This is a genomic window from Microvirga makkahensis (genome assembly GCF_009830105.1).
Classification (GTDB): Bacteria; Pseudomonadota; Alphaproteobacteria; order Rhizobiales; family Beijerinckiaceae; genus Microvirga; species Microvirga makkahensis.
In genome coordinates this window covers 15,494-34,083 of sequence record NZ_WURB01000036.1, presented here as the reverse complement: position 1 = coordinate 34,083, position 18,590 = coordinate 15,494, and the positions used below count along the sequence as shown (strand labels likewise).

The window sequence follows — 18,590 nt, the reverse complement described above, 5'->3', positions numbered from 1 at the left end:
AAAGTCGATCCCGGCGCGATCCTCCGGGCCGTAGGCCGCCTTCACCGCAATGCCCTCCGGCGTCAGCCAGGGCTCTGCCCGGGGCTGAGCTGCGGGCGAGGCTTCGGGGGCGCTGGTCCAGCCGAGGTTCGAGAAATCCGGAATGCGTGTCATGGCCTTGAAACGGATGCCTCATGGAATGAGAGGAATTGGCTCGTGCCCATTCTAGGGCATCCGAATCCATGAGGCTATCCGCGCATGGTCTTAGTGCTCAGCTGCGCCTTTCTGCGGTCCAGTAGCCGGAGCAGACCCGGCCCCCCGAGGTGCGCCAAGTGCCGCGGCCCCACTTGCCTTCGAGCTTCCCGGTCACATTGGCGCGGTCCTGGCCACGCGAGATGCTGGCGGCGACGGCGCCGTTCGCCCGTACCTGACCGTTCACGTCGAACTGCTCCGGCCCGCCATAACGCGCACGTCCGTTCTCCACGATCACGGCATAACGGTAGGCCCGGTCGCAGGCCCCCTGCTCGGTCACGACTTCCACGCTCCATCTGCCGTCGAACTTATTCGTTTGGGATTGGGCTTCGGGCGCGAGGAGGAAGGTCGCTGTCGTCACCGCGCCGAGCCAGGTCATCATACGCATCAAGAACTCCATGCCCTCAAGGGATAGGGTGGAATAACGTGGGGCCTGGGGAGGGGTTCCTGATGCGAAACGGCACCGTCATGGCCGGGCTCGCCGGGGCCATCCCGATCGGAAAGACGCGGTGCTCGACGGGTCGGGCTCACCGGCACAGGGCCGGTGATGACGTGGGGGCCTCGAGAACGAAGGCTTCAAGCCGCTCGCTTCTGGGCCGTCCAGCGGCCCGAGCAGCCCAGCATGGCGAGTTGCCAGGTTCCTGAGCCCGACTTGCCATTCAAGCGCCCGCTCGCATCGGCCTTGGCGATGCTGCGGCGAATGTCCAGATCGACCGTTCCGTCCGGCCCGATCCGCCCCGACACGATTGCCGGAGGGGATCCGGGACCGGGGATGTAGCGAACGCTGCCGTTCTCGACGGCAATCGAATAGCTGTCGCCGCTGTCGCAGGTGCCGGAATCCGTCGCCAGCCGGACGCTCCAGATCCCGTCGTGCTTGGCGCCGGGGGCGGCGAGGGCGCCGCCGATCATCGTCAGGCCGAGGCCCAGGGCCGCGGCCGTTTGCTTCGTAAACATCATGAAACCGTGATCCTCCCGGTTCTCAAGGGCCGGGAGGACGGCTCAACGATTCAGGAGCAAGCCTCTTCCAGGGCTTCGCTCAGAACCTTGAGGGTATCGCACCCAGCATAGATGAAAGTGGTGATGCCGGCGCCGGTCAGCTGTTCTTCGCGTTCTCCCGGGCGCCCTGCCAGGTAGATGGGTGCGGATCCCGCATCACGCAAGGTCTTTGCGGTTTCAATCGCATGAGTTTCGTAAATTTCGTCTGACGAGCAGATGCACGAAAGCTTGGCTTTGCTTTCAACGAAGGCCATCTTAAGCTTCTCGGCGTCAGAGAAGCCCTCGTTCGTCATGGCTTCTATTCCGGCTGCTTCAAAGAAGTTCTTGGCGAAGGTCGCCCGGGCGGTGAAGGCCGAGACGGGACCGAGATTGGCCAGAAACACCCTCGGGCGTGTGCCTGTCCGTGCGAGACAGGCATCCGATAGATCGCGCAGGCGCTCGAAAGGCTCGGCTGTGCGGAGAGAGGGCAGGGGCGTGACAGTCACGGCGGCGGGGCCAGGCTCCTCCACCGCCGCGGCCGCAGCCGGCAGCAGCACTGCGACGTCCGCCTCGCGGATGTTCGGGAACTCGCTCGTGCCGGTGATCGGCTCCTTGCGGGTGGCGATGGCCTTCTCCCTCTCGGCACGCACGGCGGCGATGCGGTTCTGAAGGGCGGCCTGTTTCAGACTCTCGATGATGCCGCCCTCGCGCTCGATCTCCTGGAACCGGCTCCAGGCCCTCTCGCACAGCGCGTCGGTCAGCGCCTCGAACCCGCCAGCGCCCGCGGCCGGATCGGCCACCCGCCAGAGATTGGCTTCCTCCAGCAGGATCAGCTGCGTGTTGCGCGCCACGCGGCGCGCGAAGGCGTCAGGAAGCCCCAGCGCGGCCGTGAAGGGCAGCACCGTTATGGCGTCCGCCCCGCCGACCCCGGCCGAGAAAGCGGCCACCGTGGCGCGCAGCATGTTCACCCAAGGGTCGCGTTTGGTGGTCATGCGCCACGCGGTTTCGGCATGGAGGCGAATGGCTCTCGGCTCGAGGCCGCAGGCCCGTTCGACCCGAGCCCAGAGGCGGCGCAGGGCGCGGAACTTGGCGATGGTCAGGAACTCGTCCGCATCGGCCACCAGCAGGAAGGATAATCTGTCCCGCCCGGCCTCAAGGGAGTGACCCTGCGCCTCGAGGGCGCGCAGATAAGCCACGCCGGTGGCCAGCACCGCGGCCAGCTCCTGCGCCTCGCTGGCGCCCGCCTCGTGGTAGGCGCGCCCATCGGCCAGGAAGGCGCGGCCGGAAAATCCCTTCTCGTGGAGGCGCGCAAGCATCGCGCCCATCCGGGCAGAGGCTTCGCCCCAGCCCACGGAAAGGTGCCCCAGAGCGGCGAGGCTGCCGATGGGATCCATGCCCAGATCAAGGGAAAGGTCGGAGAGCTCGTGTCCGCGCTTCTCGGCGAGCTCGACGACGCGCTCGGCGGCGACCCGGCCCCTGCCGCCCGCATCGAGGCGCAGATGGACGAGGTCGAGCCTGATGCCGGACAGCACCCGGTCGAGTTCCTCGGCCGTATCGGTCCTGACGCCGAAGCCGCGCGCCGCCGGGGCCTTGCGCGAGACGAGGGTGAGCGCGTCCGCGCCGCCTTCGAGGTCAAGAAGAGCCAGTTCGTTCGCCTGGGCCGGGTCGGGATGGTCCATCCGCTGCGAGACCCGCCAGCGTCCCGGCTGCTCGCGCTCGACTTGGACAACTCCTTCCGCCTTCGGATAGAGCGGCTGGATTTCGATGCCGTCACGGGTGCGGCCGATGAGCTTCCTGGCGAAATCGGCTCCCTTCAGCACGCCCTCGACCCGTTCGAGCCATTGCTCGCGGGTGGCTTGAGGAAAATCGGCGGCAAGAGACAGATCGTCCATGGGAATCCTCGTCCGGAGGAGGCAGCGTGAGTTGCGCGGGAAGATAGTGGGTCGGAGGGGATGTGGGAATGCCCCAAAGGACGAGGGAGGATCGTGAAGGCGTCCGGACGGAGGATGCGGCTTCCGAATTCCTCCCACGTCATTCCCGGCCGCGGGCCGGTGACCCGAGTGCTCAAGGCGCGGTGTTAGTCTTCATCGGGATGGCCGGGCAGATCCCCGGGGCAAGTCCGGGGACGGCCACGGCGGAAAGAACGGGGTTCAGACGAACTGCGACAGGCCGGGGATGGAGCCCATGATGGCGCCCATCGTGTCCTCGCCGGCTTTCTCGCGGCCATAGGCGAAGAGCTCCTTGCCGAGGGGCTGCATCTGGCCCATGGAGACGCCGATGCCCATGAGTTGGCCGCCGAGGGCCATCACGCCGCCGCCCATGGAGCCGATCATGCCCATCATGCCGCCGCCGGCGCCGGTCTTGGCCTGCTCGATGGCATCCTGGGCGCCGGGCAACGCAGCGATCAGCTGGTTCACCTCGTTCTGGGGGCCTTCCTTCTGCAGATAGCCGAGGATCAGGCCGATGGCCTTGCGGGCGGTGTCCTGATCGAGGCCGGTCTTCTGCGTCACGCGGGCGATGAGCTCGTCCATGTTGATTCTCCTGCTGCTGCGAATGGATTGTTCAGTTGTAAACTGTCTATAGGGAAATCCCAACCGCTTATTCCTGGAGTGGAAACTGGCGACAGGGCTTCTAAGATCCTTGGAGGGAATCGGAGAGGAAATGATGCTCGAGGACGGCAAGATCTTCATCGGCAGAAGCACCAAGCCGGAATATCTCGACTTGAGGCTCGCGAACCGCCACGGCCTCGTTACGGGAGCGACGGGGACGGGCAAGACCGTTTCGTTGCAGGTTCTGGCGGAAGGCTTCTCCAATGCGGGCGTCCCGGTCTTCGCCGCCGATATCAAGGGCGATCTCTCCGGCATCGCGGCTCCGGGAAACGGCAAGGAGGCCCTGGTCAAGCGGGCGCAGGAGATCGGCATCGAGTACAGGCCGGACAAGTTCCCGGTCGTGCTCTGGGATATTTTCGGCGAGCAGGGGCATCGCGTCCGGGCGACCATCTCCGAGATGGGGCCGCTGCTCCTTGCGCGTCTGCTCGACCTCAACGACACCCAGGAGGGCGTTCTCAACATCGCCTTCCGCATCGCGGACGAGCAGGGGCTGCTGCTTCTCGACCTGAAGGATCTGCGCTCGCTCCTTCAGCTCATCTCCGACAGTGCGAGCGAGCTCACCACCACTTACGGCAACGTGTCGAAGGCGACCATCGGCACGATCCAGCGTCAGTTGCTGGTGCTGGAGAACCAGAACGGCGACGAGTTTCTCGGGGAGCCTGCGCTCGACATCAGGGATCTGATGCGAACCGACCGCGACGGGCGCGGCGTCGTGAACATCCTGGCTGCGGACAAGCTCATGAACAATCCGCGCCTCTACGCCACCTTCCTTTTGTGGCTCATGTCGGAACTGTTCGAGGAGCTGCCTGAAGTGGGCGATCTCGAACAGCCCAAGCTCGTGTTCTTCTTCGACGAGGCGCATCTCCTGTTCAACGATGCGCCGAAGGCGCTCGTGGAAACCGTGGAGCGGGTCGTGCGTCTCATCCGATCGAAGGGCGTCGGCGTCTATTTCGTCACGCAGAACCCGATGGACATCCCCGAGAGCGTGCTCGCGCAGCTCGGCAACCGCGTCCAGCACGCCCTGCGCGCCTATACGCCCCGGGAGCAGAAGGCGGTGCGCGCCGCGGCGCAGACCTTCCGCCAGAACCCCGCCTTCGACACCCAGAAGGCGATCACCGAACTCGGCGTCGGCGAGGCGCTGATCTCGACGCTGGAAGGCAAAGGCGCGCCTTCCATGGTCGAGCGCACGCTGATCGCGCCGCCCATGGGGCAGGTCGGACCCATCGAACCCAGCGAGCGCCAGCGGATCGTCGCCGCGAGCCCGCTCGGCGCCAAGTACGACAAGCCGGTGGACATGGAATCCGCTTACGAAATGCTGGCGAAGCGCGCCGAGCAGGCCGCCGCCGACGCCAAGGCCGCGGAGGGCGGGGGCGGGATCCTCGACAGGCTGGGGGATCTGTTCGGCACGAACAACCGACGCAAGGGATCCATGACCGTCGGACAGCGCGTCACCCGCGAGGTCACCCGCACCATCGTCAACCGGACGGTCGGCAGCCTCGCCGCCGAGATCGGCAAGTCCATCGGCGGCCGCCACGGCAGCTCCATCGGCCGCGCCATCGTGCGGGGGACGCTGGGCGGGCTGCTACGGCGTTAACGCCCTGCTACGCGTCCATTACCTTGAGGAGGAACTGACCGAAATCCTCTGCTTCGATCTCAAGCAAGTCGTTGCTTGGCATGTCAGCTCCCATACCACGACCGGGCATTCCCCATCAGCGCGCTGCCGTGAGAAGTCTATGCAGCTCAGCGAACCTTCACCGAGCGCATGAACGACGAGGAGATGGCGGGGCAAATTCCCTTCCTGCCGCTCCTTGAGCGTGACCCATATCCCATTCGGGATGCCGGAGTTGTCGAAATCACCGTGAGTGATGCCATAGAATTCCTGGCCGCGAATATCACCGCATCCATAGCGCAGGAGGAAATCACGGTAGCTAGGGGAAACCGGTATCCGAGGCGGTCTTCGGCGAGGACGACCAATTCTTCACTCCGAGGGCCGGCGAAATCCCCTTCGCCCGATTCGTCGATCTCGGTGCACGCTGCTGCAAAATCGGCATAACTCATCGCGTTCCGGGTGCAAAGATTGAGGCTCGCTTTCCAATATCATAGGGCAACAGCATAACAAATACACGCAACCCTTGCCCTGGACCGCCCAGCGGATGCAACCTCCGCACGACAGATTCGCCAACCAGAAGAAACACCATGTCCCAGCTCGACCAAGTTCTCCGCCGGATCGACGCCGATCTCGATGATTCCCTGGAGCGCCTGTTCCAATGGTTGAAGGTGCCTTCGATCTCCACCGATCCCGCCTACAAGGACCATTGCCGCATCGCCGGCCAATGGCTCGTGGACGAGCTGAAGGCGATCGGCATCGAGGCATCCCTTCGCGAGACGGGCGGGCACCCGGCGGTGGTCGGCCATGCCAAGGGCGAGGCGAAGCCGCACGTGCTCTTCTACGGCCACTACGACGTGCAGCCGGTCGATCCGCTGGAGCTGTGGGAGACGCCTCCCTTCGAGCCGCGCATCATCACCCTGCCCGACGGCCGCAAGGCCATCAGCGCCCGCGGCTCGGCGGACGACAAGGGCCAGGTCATGACCTTCGTGGAGGCCTGCCGCGCCTGGAAGGCGGTGACCGGGTCGCTTCCGATTAACATCACCTTCCTCATCGAGGGCGCGGAGGAGGACGGGTCCAAGTTTCTGCCCGAGTTCATCGAGGCCAACAGGGACGAGCTGAAGGCCGACGTGGCGCTCGTCTGCGACACGGGGATGTGGGACAAGGATACGCCCGCCGTCACCTCCTCCCTGCGCGGCATGGTTTACGAGGAGGTGATCGTGCGCTGCGCAGATCGCGATCTGCACTCCGGCCAGTTCGGCGGCGCGGCCCGCAATCCGATCCATGTGCTCGCCAAGATCATCGCCGACATCCACGATGCGGACGGCCGCATCACGATCCCGGGCTTCTACGACGGCGTGCCCGAAACGCCGACGCAGGTTCTGGAGCAGTGGAGGAGCCTGAACCTCACGGAGGAGGATTTCCTCGGCCAGGTCGGCCTGAAGCACTCCGCCGGCGAGAAGGGGCGCATGCTCATCGAGCAGATCCAGTCGCGTCCCACCTGCGACGTGAACGGGATCATCGGCGGCTACACGGGCGAGGGAACCAAGACGGTCATCGCCGCGCAGGCGAGCTGCAAGATCTCCTTCCGTCTCGTCGGCGATCAGGATCCCGCGAAGATCTCGGAGAGCTTCCAGGCCTTCGTTCGCGAGCGCATTCCTGCGGACTGCTCGGTGGAGTTCATCAAGCACAAGGGCTCGCGGGCGCTTGCCCTGCCGCACGACTTCCCGGCCCTCACCGTGGCGAAGGCCGCACTCCACGATGAGTGGAAGAAGGAGCCCATCGTCATCGGCATGGGCGGATCGATCCCGGTCGGCGGCGACTTCAAGCGCACGCTCGGCCTCGACACGCTCTTCGTGGGCTTCGGTCTCGACGACGACCGCATCCATTCGCCGAACGAGAAATACGATTTCCAGAGCTTCCACAAGGGCACGCGATCCTGGGCGCGCATCCTTGCGGCGCTGGCGAAGTAGCGGCCTTCCATACTTTCCCTCGGCATCACCGGCCTTGTGCCGGTGATGACGCTTCAATCAAGCGCCGCGCATGTCCCGTCGGGATGGCCAGGACGAGCCTGGCCACGACGGTCCTTAGAGGAGCCCTTCGAGCGTGTCGATGACTGCACGGGGCGCAAGGTCACCGTACTCGTCCGGAAGGCCGAGCCGGTTCACCCAGATGGCCGTGAAGCCGAACGCTGCCGCTCCCGCGACATCCCAGCGGTTAGAGGACACGAAGACGATCTCGTCCTCGTTGAGGGACAGCTCCTCGATCGCCAGCTGATAGGCGTCCGGACTGGTCTTGAAGATCTTGGCGGCCTCGACCGAGAGAACTGCGTCGAAGCTGCCCGCAAGATCCGCCGAGTTCACGGCCGCGCTGAGCATGGCGGGATCGCCGTTCGACAGAATGGCCGTGCGCAGGCCCTTGGCCCGAAGGCCCTGGAGCGCCGCCCGCACCTCTGGATAGGCATCGAGGCTGCGATAGGCATCGAGCAGGAGCGGACGAACGGAGTAATCCGCGCTGGGACAGCGAGCGAAGGCGTAATCGAGCGCCAGCTCGGTCAGCGACCAGAAGGGACGATAGCGCCCCGCCAGGGAGAGCACCCAGGAATATTCGAGCTGCTTGGCGCGCCAGATCTCCGACAGGCGAGCCGCCTCCGGGCCCACCTGCGACGTATGGCGCGCGACGGCGGAATGCACATCGAACAAAGTCCCGTAAGCGTCGAAGACGACGGCTTTCGTATCCGCCGGAAAAAGAGGAGGCGACATGCTCACGGTCCCTGATTGGAGGAAGAGCGGCTGATCGGAAATGATCATCCTCTCTCATGCATCTCATCACAAGACTTTATCTTGTCCAAGTTCTCCAGGCGATTGACGAGACTGACGCAAAAGGATTCGATGCGGCAGGCATTCTGACCCAAAGGACGAGACAAGTGGCTTGGTATTCACAGACGTGGAACTGGTTCAATGGCGCATGGCACGAGGGTAACCCGCCCCTGATCGGACCCCGCTCCCATGTATCCTGGCTCGGCTCCTCGGTCTTCGACGGAGCGCGCGTGTTCGAGGGCGTCATGCCCGATATCGACCTGCACTGCGCCCGCGTGAACCGCTCGGCCACCACCATCGGCCTGAAGCCCACCATGGATCCGCAAGCCATCGTCGAGCTGGTGCGCGAGGGCGTGAAGAAATTCGCCCCCGGCACGGCGCTCTACGTGAAGCCCATGTATTGGGGCGAGGCTGAGGGCTTGGCCACCATCGCGCCGGATCCGGAATCGACCCAGTTCTGCCTCTCCCTCTTCGAGGCGCCCATGCCGGTTCCGGGCGGCATGTCGGTCATGAAGTCGAGCTTCCGCCGCCCGACCCTGGAAGCCATGCCCACCGATTCCAAGGCGGGCGCCCTCTATCCGAACAACGCCCGCGTGATCCGTGAGGCGAAGGAGAAGGGCTTCGACAACGCCCTGGTCCTCGACGCGCTCGGCAACGTGGCCGAGACCGGCACGTCCAACGTGTTCATGGCCAAGGACGGCGTGGTCTACACGCCTTACCCGAACGGCACATTCCTCAACGGCATCACCCGCCAGCGCGTGATTCAGCTCCTGCGGGACGACGGTGCGACGGTCGTCGAGGGCACGCTCCGTTACGAGGACTTCGCGACTGCCGACGAGATCTTCATCTCGGGCAACTACTCGAAGGTGATGCCGGTGCTGCGCATCGACAGCCGGGAGCTCCAGCCCGGCCCGTTCTACCGCCAAGCCCGCGAGCTCTACTGGGCCTACGCCCATTCCAAAGGCGTGAGCCAAGCGGCTTGATACCCGCCCTCCGCAGGCCATCCCGACGGGAAGGGCGCGGCGCTTGATCGAAGCGTCATCACCGGCACAAGGCCGGTGATGCCGAGGGAAGGTCTTTATAGGGGAGAGCCGTCCCGCCCATTCAAGGACTTGTGAACCGTGGTCGAGAGGCCCCGGTTTTCTGTTGCCCTAAATGGATCCGGCATCGTGACTTAGCTGGAGCTTTCGATGCGCCTCGTCCCGACCAGCCTTTTCGCCCTTGGCCTGCTGACCGCACCGGCCTTCGCGGAGTCTGTCGATCTCGAACTCGTCTTCGCCGCCGACGGCTCGGGCTCCATCGACAATGAGGAGCTGCGCCTCCAGCGGAAAGGCTGGGCCGATGCCCTCATGAGCCCGGACGTGCTGGCGGGCATCAAGGACGGCCCCGCGGGCGCGATCGCGGTGGCCTTCATGGAATGGGGCGGGCCGAGTTCCCAGGTGCTGATCGTGGACTGGCACGTGATCCGCGACGAGGCGGGCGCCAGGGTCTTTGCCGACAAGCTCATGAGCGCGCCGCGCGGAGCCACCGGCTACAATTCCATCTCCAACGCCATCGACTTCTCCGTGCGCCTCGTGGAGGAAAACGCTCACGAGGGCACGCGGAAGGTGATCGACGTTTCGGGCGACGGGCCGAACATGAACGGCAGGCCGCTGGATCAGGCCCGCGCCGATGCGCTCGCCAGGGGGTTCACCATCAACGCCCTCGCTATCCGCCGCCCGGGCAGCGGACGCCCCGGCGGGCCCGGCGGCATGCCGCTGGAGGATTACTATGCCCAGAACGTCATTGGCGGGCCGGGGGCCTTCGTGGAGATCGCGGACGAGACGCGGCCCTTCGCCGTGGCGGCGAGGCGCAAGCTGCTGACGGAGATCGCAGGGAGCGGCGGCGTGACACGCCACGCGAGCCGCTGAAACCCACGCAACGGCAGGAGAGGCATCTCGTCAGAGATGCTAGGCTGCGTTCATGGCGAATCTCGAAAGCTGGATCATCGAACAGGGCTTCAAAGGCTCCACCGTCGGCGCACTCCTGTCGGGTTGCGCCGAAAGACTGCACGGAGAGGGTATTCCCCTGCTCCGGGCCTATATCGCCCTGCCGACGGTCAATCCGGCCTTTCGCGTCTACAATCATGTCTGGACCCGCAGGGATGGCATCCTCGTCCAAGGCGTGGCGCATGAGCGCAACGACGGTGCTTTCGAGGCGAGTCCTTTCGGGGCCATGCTGCGGTCCGGGCTGACCGAAGCGCATTGGCGCCTCGACGACGCCGATCCGCAGCCCTTCGAGGCCTTCGGCGATGTGAGGCGCGAGGGCGGTACGGATTACCTAGCGCGCCTGATCAGTTTCGAGAATGAGACGGCACCCGATCTTCGAGGCATTGCCGTCTCATTCTCCAGTGACCGCGCGGGCGGTTTCCTGCCGGCTGACGTTGCCCGCATCGATGCCGTTCTGCCGCTGTTGGGATTGGCTGCTTATCGCATCACTCTGCTCAACCTGGCCGTCGACATGCTCGATACATATGTCGGCCTCTCAGCCGGGCGCCGGGTGCTCAGCGGCGAAATCAGGCGCGGTTCCGGAACGACCCTCACGGCAGCCTTGTTCTTCGCCGACCTGAGGGGCTTCACGGCCCTGGCCGATACAGCGGGCATGGATCTGATCGCCCGGCTCGACCGGCATCTGGAAGCGATGGTGGAACCTGTCGCGGAGCAGGGTGGCGAGGTCCTCAAGTTCATGGGCGACGGCATTCTCGCCGCTTTTCCCATCACGGCAGAGCGCACCCGTCAGGAGGCCTGCGCAGCCGCCATCCGCGCGACACAATCGGCCCTTCAGCGGAATGCTGCCGTCAACCGTCTTCGTGACGGTGAGACATCGCTCGATCTCGACATCGCCCTTCATTGCGGGGACGTCTTCTACGGCAATATCGGCGCTGCGGGCCGGCTCGACTTCACCGTGATCGGCCCCGCCGTGAACGAGACGAGCCGCATGGAGGCCCTGTGCCAGCCGCTGGGCTGCTCCATCGTCATGTCGGAGAGCGTGGCGTCGGTCAGCCCGGTTCCCGTTCGGTCCCTGGGCCGTCACCGGCTGCGGGGCCTTGCGGCGGAGCGTGAGCTGTTCACCCTGTCCTTCAGCGGCGCGCCAGCCTTATCCCCATGATCTTCATCCCGGCAAGCAGCACGCCCCCGTAGATCAGCGCGCCGGCGATCCCGAGCATCCCCAGCAGGGCCTCGCTTCGCCAGACGGGCAAGAGGGCGGTCCAACGCTCGAGAGAGGCCGGAGCGAACCACGCGAAGACGGCTAGGAATGCGCCCGCGGCCGCAACGGCGAGGCTCGTCTTGCCGAGGGAGCGGTTCGGGGCCGTCCATCCGCGCCGGTAGGCGAGGATGAAAAGCAGGATGAGGTTGACCCACACGCCGATGGCCGTGCCCAGGGCGAGGCCCACCACGCCGTAAGCTTCCGTCAGCAGGATCTTCACGAGAACGTTGACGCCCACCGCCGTGAGCGATGCGATGAGCGGCGTCGCGGTGTCGGAGCGGGCATAGAAGCTCGACACGGCGGAGCGGATGAGCACGGCGGCCGGAAGGCCCAGGCCGTAAGCCGCCAGGACAGCTCCCGAGCGCCGGGCCGCCTCCGCATCGAAGGCGCCGCGCTGGAAAAGGGCCGACATGATGAGGTCGGGCATCACCAGGAACGCCACCAGGAAGGGCGCGGCCAGGGCGAGCGTCAGGCCGATCGTGCGGTTCTGCGCGGCATGGGCGCTGGCCTCGTCCCCGGCGGCGATGCGGCGGCTCATCTCGGGCAGCAGCACTGTTCCGGCCGCGATGCCGATCACGCCGAGGGGCAGCTGATAGAGCCGGTCCGCGTAATAGAGGGAGGATACGGCGCCCGTGGGCAGGAACGAGGCGATGATCGTGTCCGCGAAGATGGCGAGCTGCACACCTGCGGAACCGATCACGGCGGGGCCGAGCGTCTTGAAGAAGGTCTTCATCGGCAGGTCCATGCGCGGGCGCTCGATGCCGGGCGACGCCAGGGCGCGCTTCGTCTCCCACCACACCAGCAGGAGCTGCAGGATGCCGGAAACCGTCACGCCCCAGGCTGCGGCATAGCCCGCGTTCGGGAACAGGAACACGACTGCCAGCGCCACGACCATCGCCACGTTCAGGAGGACGGGCGCGGCCGCGGCGGCCCAGAAGCGGTCATGAGCGTTCAGGATCGCCGAATAGATGGTGACGATGGTGATCAGCAGGAGATACGGGAACGTGATCCGCGTCAGCGAGACGGCGAGGTCGAACTTGACCGGATCGTCCGAGAACCCCGGAGCCAGAGCCCGCACGACCCCCGGCATGGCAAGGAAGGCCGCCACCAGAAGCGCGATCTGCACGATCAGCATCAGCGTCACGATACGGCTGGCGAACGATCTTGCGGCCTTCTCGCCTCCGGTCTCCAGCACCTGCGCATAGGTGGGGAGAAAGGCGTTGTTGAAGGCGCCTTCACCGAAGATGGCGCGGAAGTGGTTGGGGATGCGGAAGGCCACGAAGAACGCGTCGGCCACCGGCCCCACACCCATGACGGCGGCAATCACCATGTCGCGGATGAACCCCGTGAGGCGCGAGACCAGAGTCCAGCCGCCGACGGAAAGGATCTTCTTGAACATCGGTCAGGCCCGGCGTTGCTGATAACTTTCGGGAACGAGGCTGTTCGAGACCTCGGCCGCGCCGCCGATCCGCTCGGCGACCACATAGAGTGGCCGACGTTTCACCTCCGCGAAGATACGGCCCACATATTCGCCGATGATCCCGAGGGACATCAACTGGATGCCGGAGAAAAACATGATCGATATGATCAGGCTGGGGAAGCCGGGGAGATCCGTTCCGAACAGAAGCGTCCTGATCAGGAAGTAGAGGGCGGTTGCAATCGAGAGGAACGAGATCAGGAAACCGAGATAGGTCCAGATCCGGAGGGGCACCGTGGAGAAGGCCGCGATCCCGTCGAATGCGAAACGGAAGAGCTTGCGGAAGCTCCATTTCGTCGTGCCGATGCGGCGCTCCTCCACCGCGAAGGGCACGCCGGTGCTCTTGAACCCGATCCAGGCATAGAGCCCCTTCGAGAAGCGGGCCTTCTCGCCCATCGTGCGCAGCACCTCGACTCCCTTGCGGTCGACGAGGCGGAAATCGCCAGCGCCCTCGGGAAGGCCGATCTCGCCGAAGCGGGCGAAGAGGCGGTAGAACAGATGCGCGAAGCCGCGCTTGACCCTCGTCTCGTCGGAGCGGTCGGTGCGCTGGCCATAGACCATGTCGTAGCCCTGCTGCCAGCGCTCCACGAAGGCTTCGATCATCTCCGGCGGGTGCTGCAGGTCAGCGTCCATGATCACCACCGCGCTGCCCCTGGCATGGTCGAGGCCGGCGGCGATGGCGATCTCCTTGCCGAAGTTGCGGCTGAAGGAGATGGCTCCGATTCGGGGCTCGGTCCGGCTCAGGGAGCGGATGACGTCCAGGGTGTCGTCCCGGCTGCCGTCGTCGATGAACACCACTTCCCAGGACGGGCCGATACGGTCGAGCACCGGGAACAGGCGCTTCCAGAGCGGCCCGATACAGGCGCTTTCGTTATGGACGGGAATGATGACGCTGAGCTTGGGCGAGGCCACGGCTTTGAACCCTTATGACCGCGCATCAAGAGCCGAGTTTGCAGCTTTGCTCAAGAGGGGTAGGGTGCGGCAAAGCCGATTTCAGGACCTGCATGTCTTCATTGCGCAACGTCATTCTCTGCGCCGACGATTATGGCCTCAGCGACGGCGTGAGCCGGGGGATCGCGGAACTGGCCGCGATGGGGCGGTTGTCGGCCACGGGGGCGATGACCAACATGCCCGGCTGGCGGCGCGCCTCGCCGGATCTGGAGCCGCTGAGAAGGCGGATCGGCATCGGCCTTCATCTCAACCTCACGACCGGGGCGCCCTTGGGGCCCATGGCGGGCCTTGCCCCCGCAGGGCGTTTCCCGTCGCTCCTGGAATTGCTGGCCAAAGCCTTCCGCGGCGGGCTTGACGGGGCAGAGATCATGGGCGAGATCGCCCGTCAGCTTGATGCCTTCGAGGAGGCTCAGGGCGCAGCGCCGTCCTTTGTCGACGGACACCAGCACGTGCATGTGCTGCCCGGGGTGAGGGAGGCTCTGCTCCGGGTTCTTCGGGGGAGGGGCTTGGCCGGGCGCGTGTGGCTGCGCGATCCTGCCGACAGAACGATCTCGATCGTGCGCCGTCCCGTCGGACGGGGGAAGGCGCTCGTTGTCAGGACCTTTGCGCGCGGCTTCGCCCGGGAGGCTCATGCGGCGGGCTTCGTCACGAACAGGGGCTTCTCCGGCTTTGCGCCGTTCGATCTCTCCGTGCCTGCCCATCGGATTTTCGAGGCCGCGCTTTCGAGGATGGACCGGGTCCCGCTCGTCATGTGCCACCCCGGCTATGGGGACGATGAACTGCGCGGGCTCGATCCGGCGGTGGAAAGCCGCGTCGCGGAGCTTGAATACCTGAAATCCGACGGCTTCGGCGCACTCCTGGAGGAACGGGGGATCAGGCTGGTTCCCGGGGTCGCCCTGCCCGGAGCAGCAAAGCCCGAATTTTCCTGAAATCCAACGAAAAACGGGTATAGTGGGAGGGCGTTGCAACGCAGGCTTATCCGAGGGACTGAGGGGGCCTAAGGAGCGGGACGATGCAAGAGGCATCCTCCGTCGACGAGACCGATCGGCTCGCGGCGCTTGCCTTTTATCAGGTGCTCGACACACCGCCCGAATTCGCCTTCGATGCCATCACCGAGCTCGCTGCCGAGATCTGCGGCTGTCCGGTCGCCATCATCAGCCTCATGGATGAGCGGCGGCAATGGTTCAAATCCAAGTACGGCCTGCCCACCGATTTCACCGAGTGTCCGCGTGAAATCACGGTCTGCAATTCGACGATCTGCTCGAACGACATGATCTATGTGCCGGATCTGACAGCTCACGAGCGGTTCAGGAATCTGGGCGTCGTCACCGATGAGCCGCGTCTGCGTTTCTACTGTGGAATGCCGCTGATTTCCCGCGAAGGCTATGCGCTCGGCACCCTCTGCGTCGTAGCCTTCGAGCCGCTGGAGCTGCGCCCGTCCCAGCGCGAAGCGGTGCGCCGTCTGGCGCAGCAGGCCATGGCTCTCCTGGAACTGCGGCGTCAGCTTCTGGAGCGCGATGCCCTGTTGAACGAACTCGCCCGAGCCAAGGCTTCGGCGGAGGAGGCGCGGGACCAATCCGAACGCCTCCTGCGCAACATCCTGCCGGAACCTGTGGCCGAGGAATTGCAGCGATTCGGAAGGGTCGAGCCTCGATTTCATGAGGCGACCACAATCCTCTTTGCGGATTTCAGGAAGTTCACTCTCCTCACCGAAACCCTGGACCCTGCCCGTCTTCTCGACCAGCTCGACCAGAATTTCGGTCGTTTCGACGAGATCGCGGCGGAGAACCGGCTGGAGACGATCAAGACCATCGGCGATGCCTATCTCTGCGTCGGGGGATTGCCGGCGCCCAATCGCACGCATCCCATCGATGCCTGCTTGGCCGGCCTGCAGATGCAGGCCTATATCCGGAGTGCGAACCGGCAGCGCGAGAAGCTGCGCCTGACGCCCTGGGAGCTGCGGATCGGGATCAACACGGGCCCCGCCATTGCAGGCATCGTCGGTCACCGGCGCTTCACCTACGACATCTGGGGCAATGCGGTGAATGTCGCGCAGCGACTCGAGGAGGCTTGCGAGCCGGGGCGCATCAACATCGCGGCCAGCACGCTTCATCATGTGTCGCGCATGTTCGAGGCCCAGGCGCGGGGCTCCGTGGGCGTCAAGCATATCGGCGCCATCGATATGTATTTCGTCAACCGCATCCGGCCGGAATTCAGCGCCGATGCGGAAGGCTGCGTGCCGAATGCGGAATTCTGGCGCGCCAGCGGCACCGGGTAGGGCCAAAATGAAACGGGCCTCCGAGGAGGCCCGTCTGACGCAGCGTAGGATGTCGGCTTACTTGGTCGCCGTTTCGAACATTTCCTCGACGTGCTCCCAGTTCACAAGGTTGTCGAGGAAGGCCTTGATGTAATCGGGACGGCGGTTGCGATAATCGATGTAGTAGGAATGCTCCCACACGTCGCAGCCCAGGATCGGCTGAGCGCCGTGCACCAGCGGGTTCTCGCCGTTGGGAGTCTTCATGACCGTGATCTTGCCGTCCTTGACGGCGAGCCAGGCCCAGCCGGAGCCGAACTGGCTGACGCCCGCCTGGATGAAGTCTTCCTTCATCTTGTCGACGGAGCCGAGATCCTCGACGATCTTCTTCTCGAGCTTGCCGGGCAGAGCGCCGCCGCCATTGGGCTTCATCCACATCCAGAAGTGAATGTGGTTGTAGTGCTGGCCCGCATTGTTGAAGAGAGCCTGGTTCTTGCCGTAGGAGCCCTTCACGACCTCCTCGACGCTCTTGCCTTCGAATTCCGTGCCTTTCAGCAGGTTGTTGCCGGTGTTGACGTAAGCCGCATGGTGTTTGTCGTGGTGAAACTCGAGGGTTTCGCGCGACATGTAGGGCTGCAGTGCATCGTAAGCATAGGGCAGTTCGGGCAGAGTGAACGACATCGGCGTCTCCTTTGGATTGAGCGACCTGTGATGGGTTAGTTAAAGCTCCCAGGGCGCAAGAGCAACGGTCGGGAAGCGGACTTTTTTCTGGCCAATCTTTTCATGAGGTTGCCTTTCGCCTATAGAGGCATAGCTTTGCCTCTGAAAACCTTGTTTGCGTATATATGGAGACGGCATGATCATCGCTCTTCTAGCCCTCGCTTCTGCGATGATCGTCGGCGGGTTGCTGGCTGCCTTCTTCGGATGGGACATCGTTCTGATAGAACGTGGCTGGACGATGGTGATCGCCGGCAGTTTCAGCGCCGGCTGCGGCGCGCTCCTGCTGGGAATCACGGCGGTCGTATCCAAGCTCGCCAGGATCCAGTCCGAGCTTGTGCGCCTGCAGATCGGTTTCGATGAAGCGGCTCGGGACGAGGCTTCCTCATCGTCGACCGGCCTTTCGACCGCGGCTCTCGCGGGAGGGTTGCTCGGCGGCGGCATGTTGGATCGCGGCGAGGCCAAGGATCAGGACGTGGCGCAGCCCGACCTGCCGCTTTTCCCACAGGAAGACAGGTTCAAATCGGCAGTCGAGAGCCGCGAGAGCGGCAGGGAAGAGGCCGAAAAGCTTGGCGAGCGCCTGCTGCCGTTCCCGCCGAAGACGTCCTCCGACGAGACCGGACGCCGTGACGAGGACGGGGAGGGCGAGGTCAAGGTTCCGGACTTCCTTTTGGCCGAGCGGGGCGGCGAGACCTATGTGGAAACCCGCCGGACGCCTGCCGAAGCGGCGCTTTTCGGGGACGAGCCCAGGCTGGACGAGCCTGAGGAGGAAAGCCGGGACGAACCGGTCGGGGACGATCTCCGCGAGGCGTCGCCCGAGCCCGCGACGGATCATGCGCCGGAGCCCGGCTCGGAGCCTGCCGCAGCCCGAGAGGAAACCGCCGCTTCCGACGAGGAGAGCCGGGGAGAGGCGGCGGAGGAGGCGCCGCGCAGCGCCGCAACGATCATCGGCACCTACAATTCCGGCGACAACACCTATGTGATGTTCTCCGACGGCTCCATCGAGGCGCAGACCCCCACGGGCGTTTTCCGGTTCCAGTCCCTCGACGAGCTGAAAGCCTTCATCGCCTCCGGCGGCGAGGGTGGCGGAAGCCCTGCTACTTGAACAGCGGGGAGAGGGCCCGGAAATCCTCCGTCGCAGCTCTCTCCATCCATTCGAATGCCACCATCTCCGTCGTCACCCAATGACAGCCCGCATGGAGCAGGCGGGCGCAGGCGGCGCTGACGCTGTGCGGCGAGCGGCTCGAAACCGCATCGGCGACCACGAAGGTCTCGAGCCCGGTCGCCTTGAACCCGAGCGCGCTCTGCAGCACGCAGATATGTGCCTCCGCTCCGCAGATCACGAGCTGATCGCGACCTTCACCGCGGAGCCGGACCATGTGTTCGGCCGTTGCCGGATCGGCCGCCGCGGAGAAGCTCGTCTTCACGAACACGGGCGTGGCGGCCGGAAGAGCCTCGGCGACGGATGCGACCGTGGGGCCAAGCCCCTTCGGGTATTGCTCCGAAACCGTCACGGGAACGCCGAGCCGGAGGGCCGCCCGCAGCAGCGTGTTGATGTTCTTGAGCGTGGAATCGCTCTCGTGAATGGCCGGCATGAGTCTGGCTTGCACGTCCACCACAAGAAGATGCGACCGGTTTGCGTTCAACAGCATGACGTCTCCCTGGGCTCCATCGATCGATACGGAGAACTGGTCCTTCCAATCTG

18 protein-coding genes are annotated in these 18,590 nt (G+C 65.0%); 8 read left to right on the top strand and 10 right to left on the bottom strand.

Annotated elements, in window-relative coordinates; all coding sequences use genetic code 11:
- Positions 1-250: 250 nt before the first annotated feature.
- The 4 genes from GR328_RS24235 to GR328_RS24220 form a co-directional block, all read right to left on the bottom strand.
- Positions 251-619 carry a hypothetical protein gene (locus tag GR328_RS24235; RefSeq protein WP_160888233.1) on the bottom strand — a complete coding sequence of 123 codons (369 nt, stop codon included), beginning with the start codon at positions 617-619 and terminating at the stop codon, positions 251-253.
- A gap of 188 nt (positions 620-807) precedes the next feature.
- Positions 808-1,188 (bottom strand): hypothetical protein, encoded by a 381-nt coding sequence (locus GR328_RS24230; protein ID WP_160888232.1) that lies wholly within the window; start codon positions 1,186-1,188, stop codon positions 808-810.
- 50 nt (positions 1,189-1,238) lie between these two features.
- The gene (locus tag GR328_RS24225) at positions 1,239-3,098 is read right to left on the bottom strand and encodes a methylmalonyl-CoA mutase family protein (protein ID WP_160888231.1); all 1,860 of its coding nucleotides are present in this window, start codon (positions 3,096-3,098) and stop codon (positions 1,239-1,241) included.
- A 258-nt stretch (positions 3,099-3,356) separates the two neighbouring features.
- Positions 3,357-3,737 carry a DUF2267 domain-containing protein gene (locus GR328_RS24220; protein WP_160888230.1) on the bottom strand — a complete coding sequence of 127 codons (381 nt, stop codon included), beginning with the start codon at positions 3,735-3,737 and terminating at the stop codon, positions 3,357-3,359.
- A gap of 133 nt (positions 3,738-3,870) precedes the next feature.
- Here GR328_RS24220 and GR328_RS24215 point away from each other — a divergent pair, with 133 nt between their 5' ends.
- Entirely contained in the window at positions 3,871-5,409 is a 1,539-nt protein-coding gene (locus GR328_RS24215) for a helicase HerA-like domain-containing protein (protein WP_160888237.1), read from the top strand.
- Positions 5,410-5,427: 18 nt separating this feature from the next.
- Here the strand turns inward: GR328_RS24215 and GR328_RS28675 are convergent, their stop codons facing one another.
- Positions 5,428-5,760 carry an SMI1/KNR4 family protein gene (locus tag GR328_RS28675; RefSeq protein WP_425487072.1) on the bottom strand — a complete coding sequence of 111 codons (333 nt, stop codon included), beginning with the start codon at positions 5,758-5,760 and terminating at the stop codon, positions 5,428-5,430.
- A 251-nt stretch (positions 5,761-6,011) separates the two neighbouring features.
- On the opposite strand from GR328_RS28675, the gene GR328_RS24205 reads away from it, so the two are divergent.
- Positions 6,012-7,394 (top strand): M20/M25/M40 family metallo-hydrolase, encoded by a 1,383-nt coding sequence (locus GR328_RS24205; RefSeq protein WP_160888229.1) that lies wholly within the window; start codon positions 6,012-6,014, stop codon positions 7,392-7,394.
- 114 nt (positions 7,395-7,508) lie between these two features.
- Here GR328_RS24205 and GR328_RS24200 read toward each other — a convergent pair whose 3' ends face one another.
- A complete protein-coding gene (locus tag GR328_RS24200; protein WP_160888228.1) occupies positions 7,509-8,183 on the bottom strand; it encodes a haloacid dehalogenase type II in 675 nt (224 codons plus the stop codon).
- Between the two features lie 164 nt (positions 8,184-8,347).
- Between GR328_RS24200 and GR328_RS24195 the strand changes: the two genes are divergently transcribed.
- The 3 genes from GR328_RS24195 to GR328_RS24185 all read left to right on the top strand — a co-directional run bounded on the left by GR328_RS24195 (position 8,348) and on the right by GR328_RS24185 (position 11,387).
- Positions 8,348-9,223 (top strand): branched-chain amino acid aminotransferase, encoded by an 876-nt coding sequence (locus GR328_RS24195; RefSeq protein ID WP_343039476.1) that lies wholly within the window; start codon positions 8,348-8,350, stop codon positions 9,221-9,223.
- A gap of 207 nt (positions 9,224-9,430) precedes the next feature.
- A complete protein-coding gene (locus GR328_RS24190; RefSeq protein ID WP_160888226.1) occupies positions 9,431-10,150 on the top strand; it encodes a DUF1194 domain-containing protein in 720 nt (239 codons plus the stop codon).
- A 52-nt stretch (positions 10,151-10,202) separates the two neighbouring features.
- Positions 10,203-11,387, top strand: a complete 1,185-nt coding sequence (locus GR328_RS24185) for an adenylate/guanylate cyclase domain-containing protein (protein WP_160888225.1) — start codon at positions 10,203-10,205, stop codon at positions 11,385-11,387.
- Here GR328_RS24185 and murJ read toward each other — a convergent pair.
- Complete coding sequence (gene murJ, locus GR328_RS24180) at positions 11,359-12,885, bottom strand: murein biosynthesis integral membrane protein MurJ (RefSeq protein WP_160888224.1); 1,527 nt, start codon at positions 12,883-12,885, stop codon at positions 11,359-11,361. The genes GR328_RS24185 and murJ overlap by 29 nt on opposite strands.
- A gap of 3 nt (positions 12,886-12,888) precedes the next feature.
- A complete protein-coding gene (locus GR328_RS24175) occupies positions 12,889-13,875 on the bottom strand; it encodes a glycosyltransferase (RefSeq protein ID WP_160888223.1) in 987 nt (328 codons plus the stop codon).
- A 92-nt stretch (positions 13,876-13,967) separates the two neighbouring features.
- Here GR328_RS24175 and GR328_RS24170 point away from each other — a divergent pair, with 92 nt between their 5' ends.
- Together GR328_RS24170 and GR328_RS24165 are read left to right on the top strand one after the other, a co-directional pair.
- A complete protein-coding gene (locus GR328_RS24170) occupies positions 13,968-14,843 on the top strand; it encodes a ChbG/HpnK family deacetylase (RefSeq protein WP_160888222.1) in 876 nt (291 codons plus the stop codon).
- A gap of 83 nt (positions 14,844-14,926) precedes the next feature.
- Positions 14,927-16,192: an adenylate/guanylate cyclase domain-containing protein gene (locus GR328_RS24165; RefSeq protein ID WP_160888221.1), complete on the top strand. Its 1,266-nt coding sequence runs from the start codon at positions 14,927-14,929 to the stop codon at positions 16,190-16,192.
- A gap of 57 nt (positions 16,193-16,249) precedes the next feature.
- On the opposite strand, the gene GR328_RS24160 is transcribed toward GR328_RS24165, so the two are convergent.
- Positions 16,250-16,849, bottom strand: a complete 600-nt coding sequence (locus GR328_RS24160) for a superoxide dismutase (protein WP_134497582.1) — start codon at positions 16,847-16,849, stop codon at positions 16,250-16,252.
- A gap of 175 nt (positions 16,850-17,024) precedes the next feature.
- Between GR328_RS24160 and GR328_RS24155 the strand changes: the two genes are divergently transcribed.
- Positions 17,025-17,990, top strand: coding sequence for a hypothetical protein (locus GR328_RS24155; protein WP_160888220.1), 966 nt, complete (start codon positions 17,025-17,027; stop codon positions 17,988-17,990).
- On the opposite strand, the gene GR328_RS24150 is transcribed toward GR328_RS24155, so the two are convergent.
- Positions 17,983-18,537, bottom strand: coding sequence for a hydrolase (locus GR328_RS24150; protein WP_160888219.1), 555 nt, complete (start codon positions 18,535-18,537; stop codon positions 17,983-17,985). The genes GR328_RS24155 and GR328_RS24150 overlap by 8 nt on opposite strands.
- Positions 18,538-18,590 lie beyond the last annotated feature (53 nt).

Coding starts and splice junctions, on each gene's coding strand:
- GR328_RS24235 (WP_160888233.1), bottom strand. CDS start 619: ATGCGTATGATGACCTGGCTCGGCGCGGTGACGACAGCGACCTTCCTC.
- GR328_RS24230 (WP_160888232.1), bottom strand. CDS start 1,188: ATGATGTTTACGAAGCAAACGGCCGCGGCCCTGGGCCTCGGCCTGACG.
- GR328_RS24225 (WP_160888231.1), bottom strand. CDS start 3,098: ATGGACGATCTGTCTCTTGCCGCCGATTTTCCTCAAGCCACCCGCGAG.
- GR328_RS24220 (WP_160888230.1), bottom strand. CDS start 3,737: ATGGACGAGCTCATCGCCCGCGTGACGCAGAAGACCGGCCTCGATCAG.
- GR328_RS24215 (WP_160888237.1), top strand. CDS start 3,871: ATGCTCGAGGACGGCAAGATCTTCATCGGCAGAAGCACCAAGCCGGAA.
- GR328_RS24205 (WP_160888229.1), top strand. CDS start 6,012: ATGTCCCAGCTCGACCAAGTTCTCCGCCGGATCGACGCCGATCTCGAT.
- GR328_RS24200 (WP_160888228.1), bottom strand. CDS start 8,183: ATGTCGCCTCCTCTTTTTCCGGCGGATACGAAAGCCGTCGTCTTCGAC.
- GR328_RS24190 (WP_160888226.1), top strand. CDS start 9,431: ATGCGCCTCGTCCCGACCAGCCTTTTCGCCCTTGGCCTGCTGACCGCA.
- GR328_RS24185 (WP_160888225.1), top strand. CDS start 10,203: ATGGCGAATCTCGAAAGCTGGATCATCGAACAGGGCTTCAAAGGCTCC.
- murJ (WP_160888224.1), bottom strand. CDS start 12,885: ATGTTCAAGAAGATCCTTTCCGTCGGCGGCTGGACTCTGGTCTCGCGC.
- GR328_RS24170 (WP_160888222.1), top strand. CDS start 13,968: ATGTCTTCATTGCGCAACGTCATTCTCTGCGCCGACGATTATGGCCTC.
- GR328_RS24165 (WP_160888221.1), top strand. CDS start 14,927: ATGCAAGAGGCATCCTCCGTCGACGAGACCGATCGGCTCGCGGCGCTT.
- GR328_RS24160 (WP_134497582.1), bottom strand. CDS start 16,849: ATGTCGTTCACTCTGCCCGAACTGCCCTATGCTTACGATGCACTGCAG.
- GR328_RS24155 (WP_160888220.1), top strand. CDS start 17,025: ATGATCATCGCTCTTCTAGCCCTCGCTTCTGCGATGATCGTCGGCGGG.
- GR328_RS24150 (WP_160888219.1), bottom strand. CDS start 18,537: ATGCTGTTGAACGCAAACCGGTCGCATCTTCTTGTGGTGGACGTGCAA.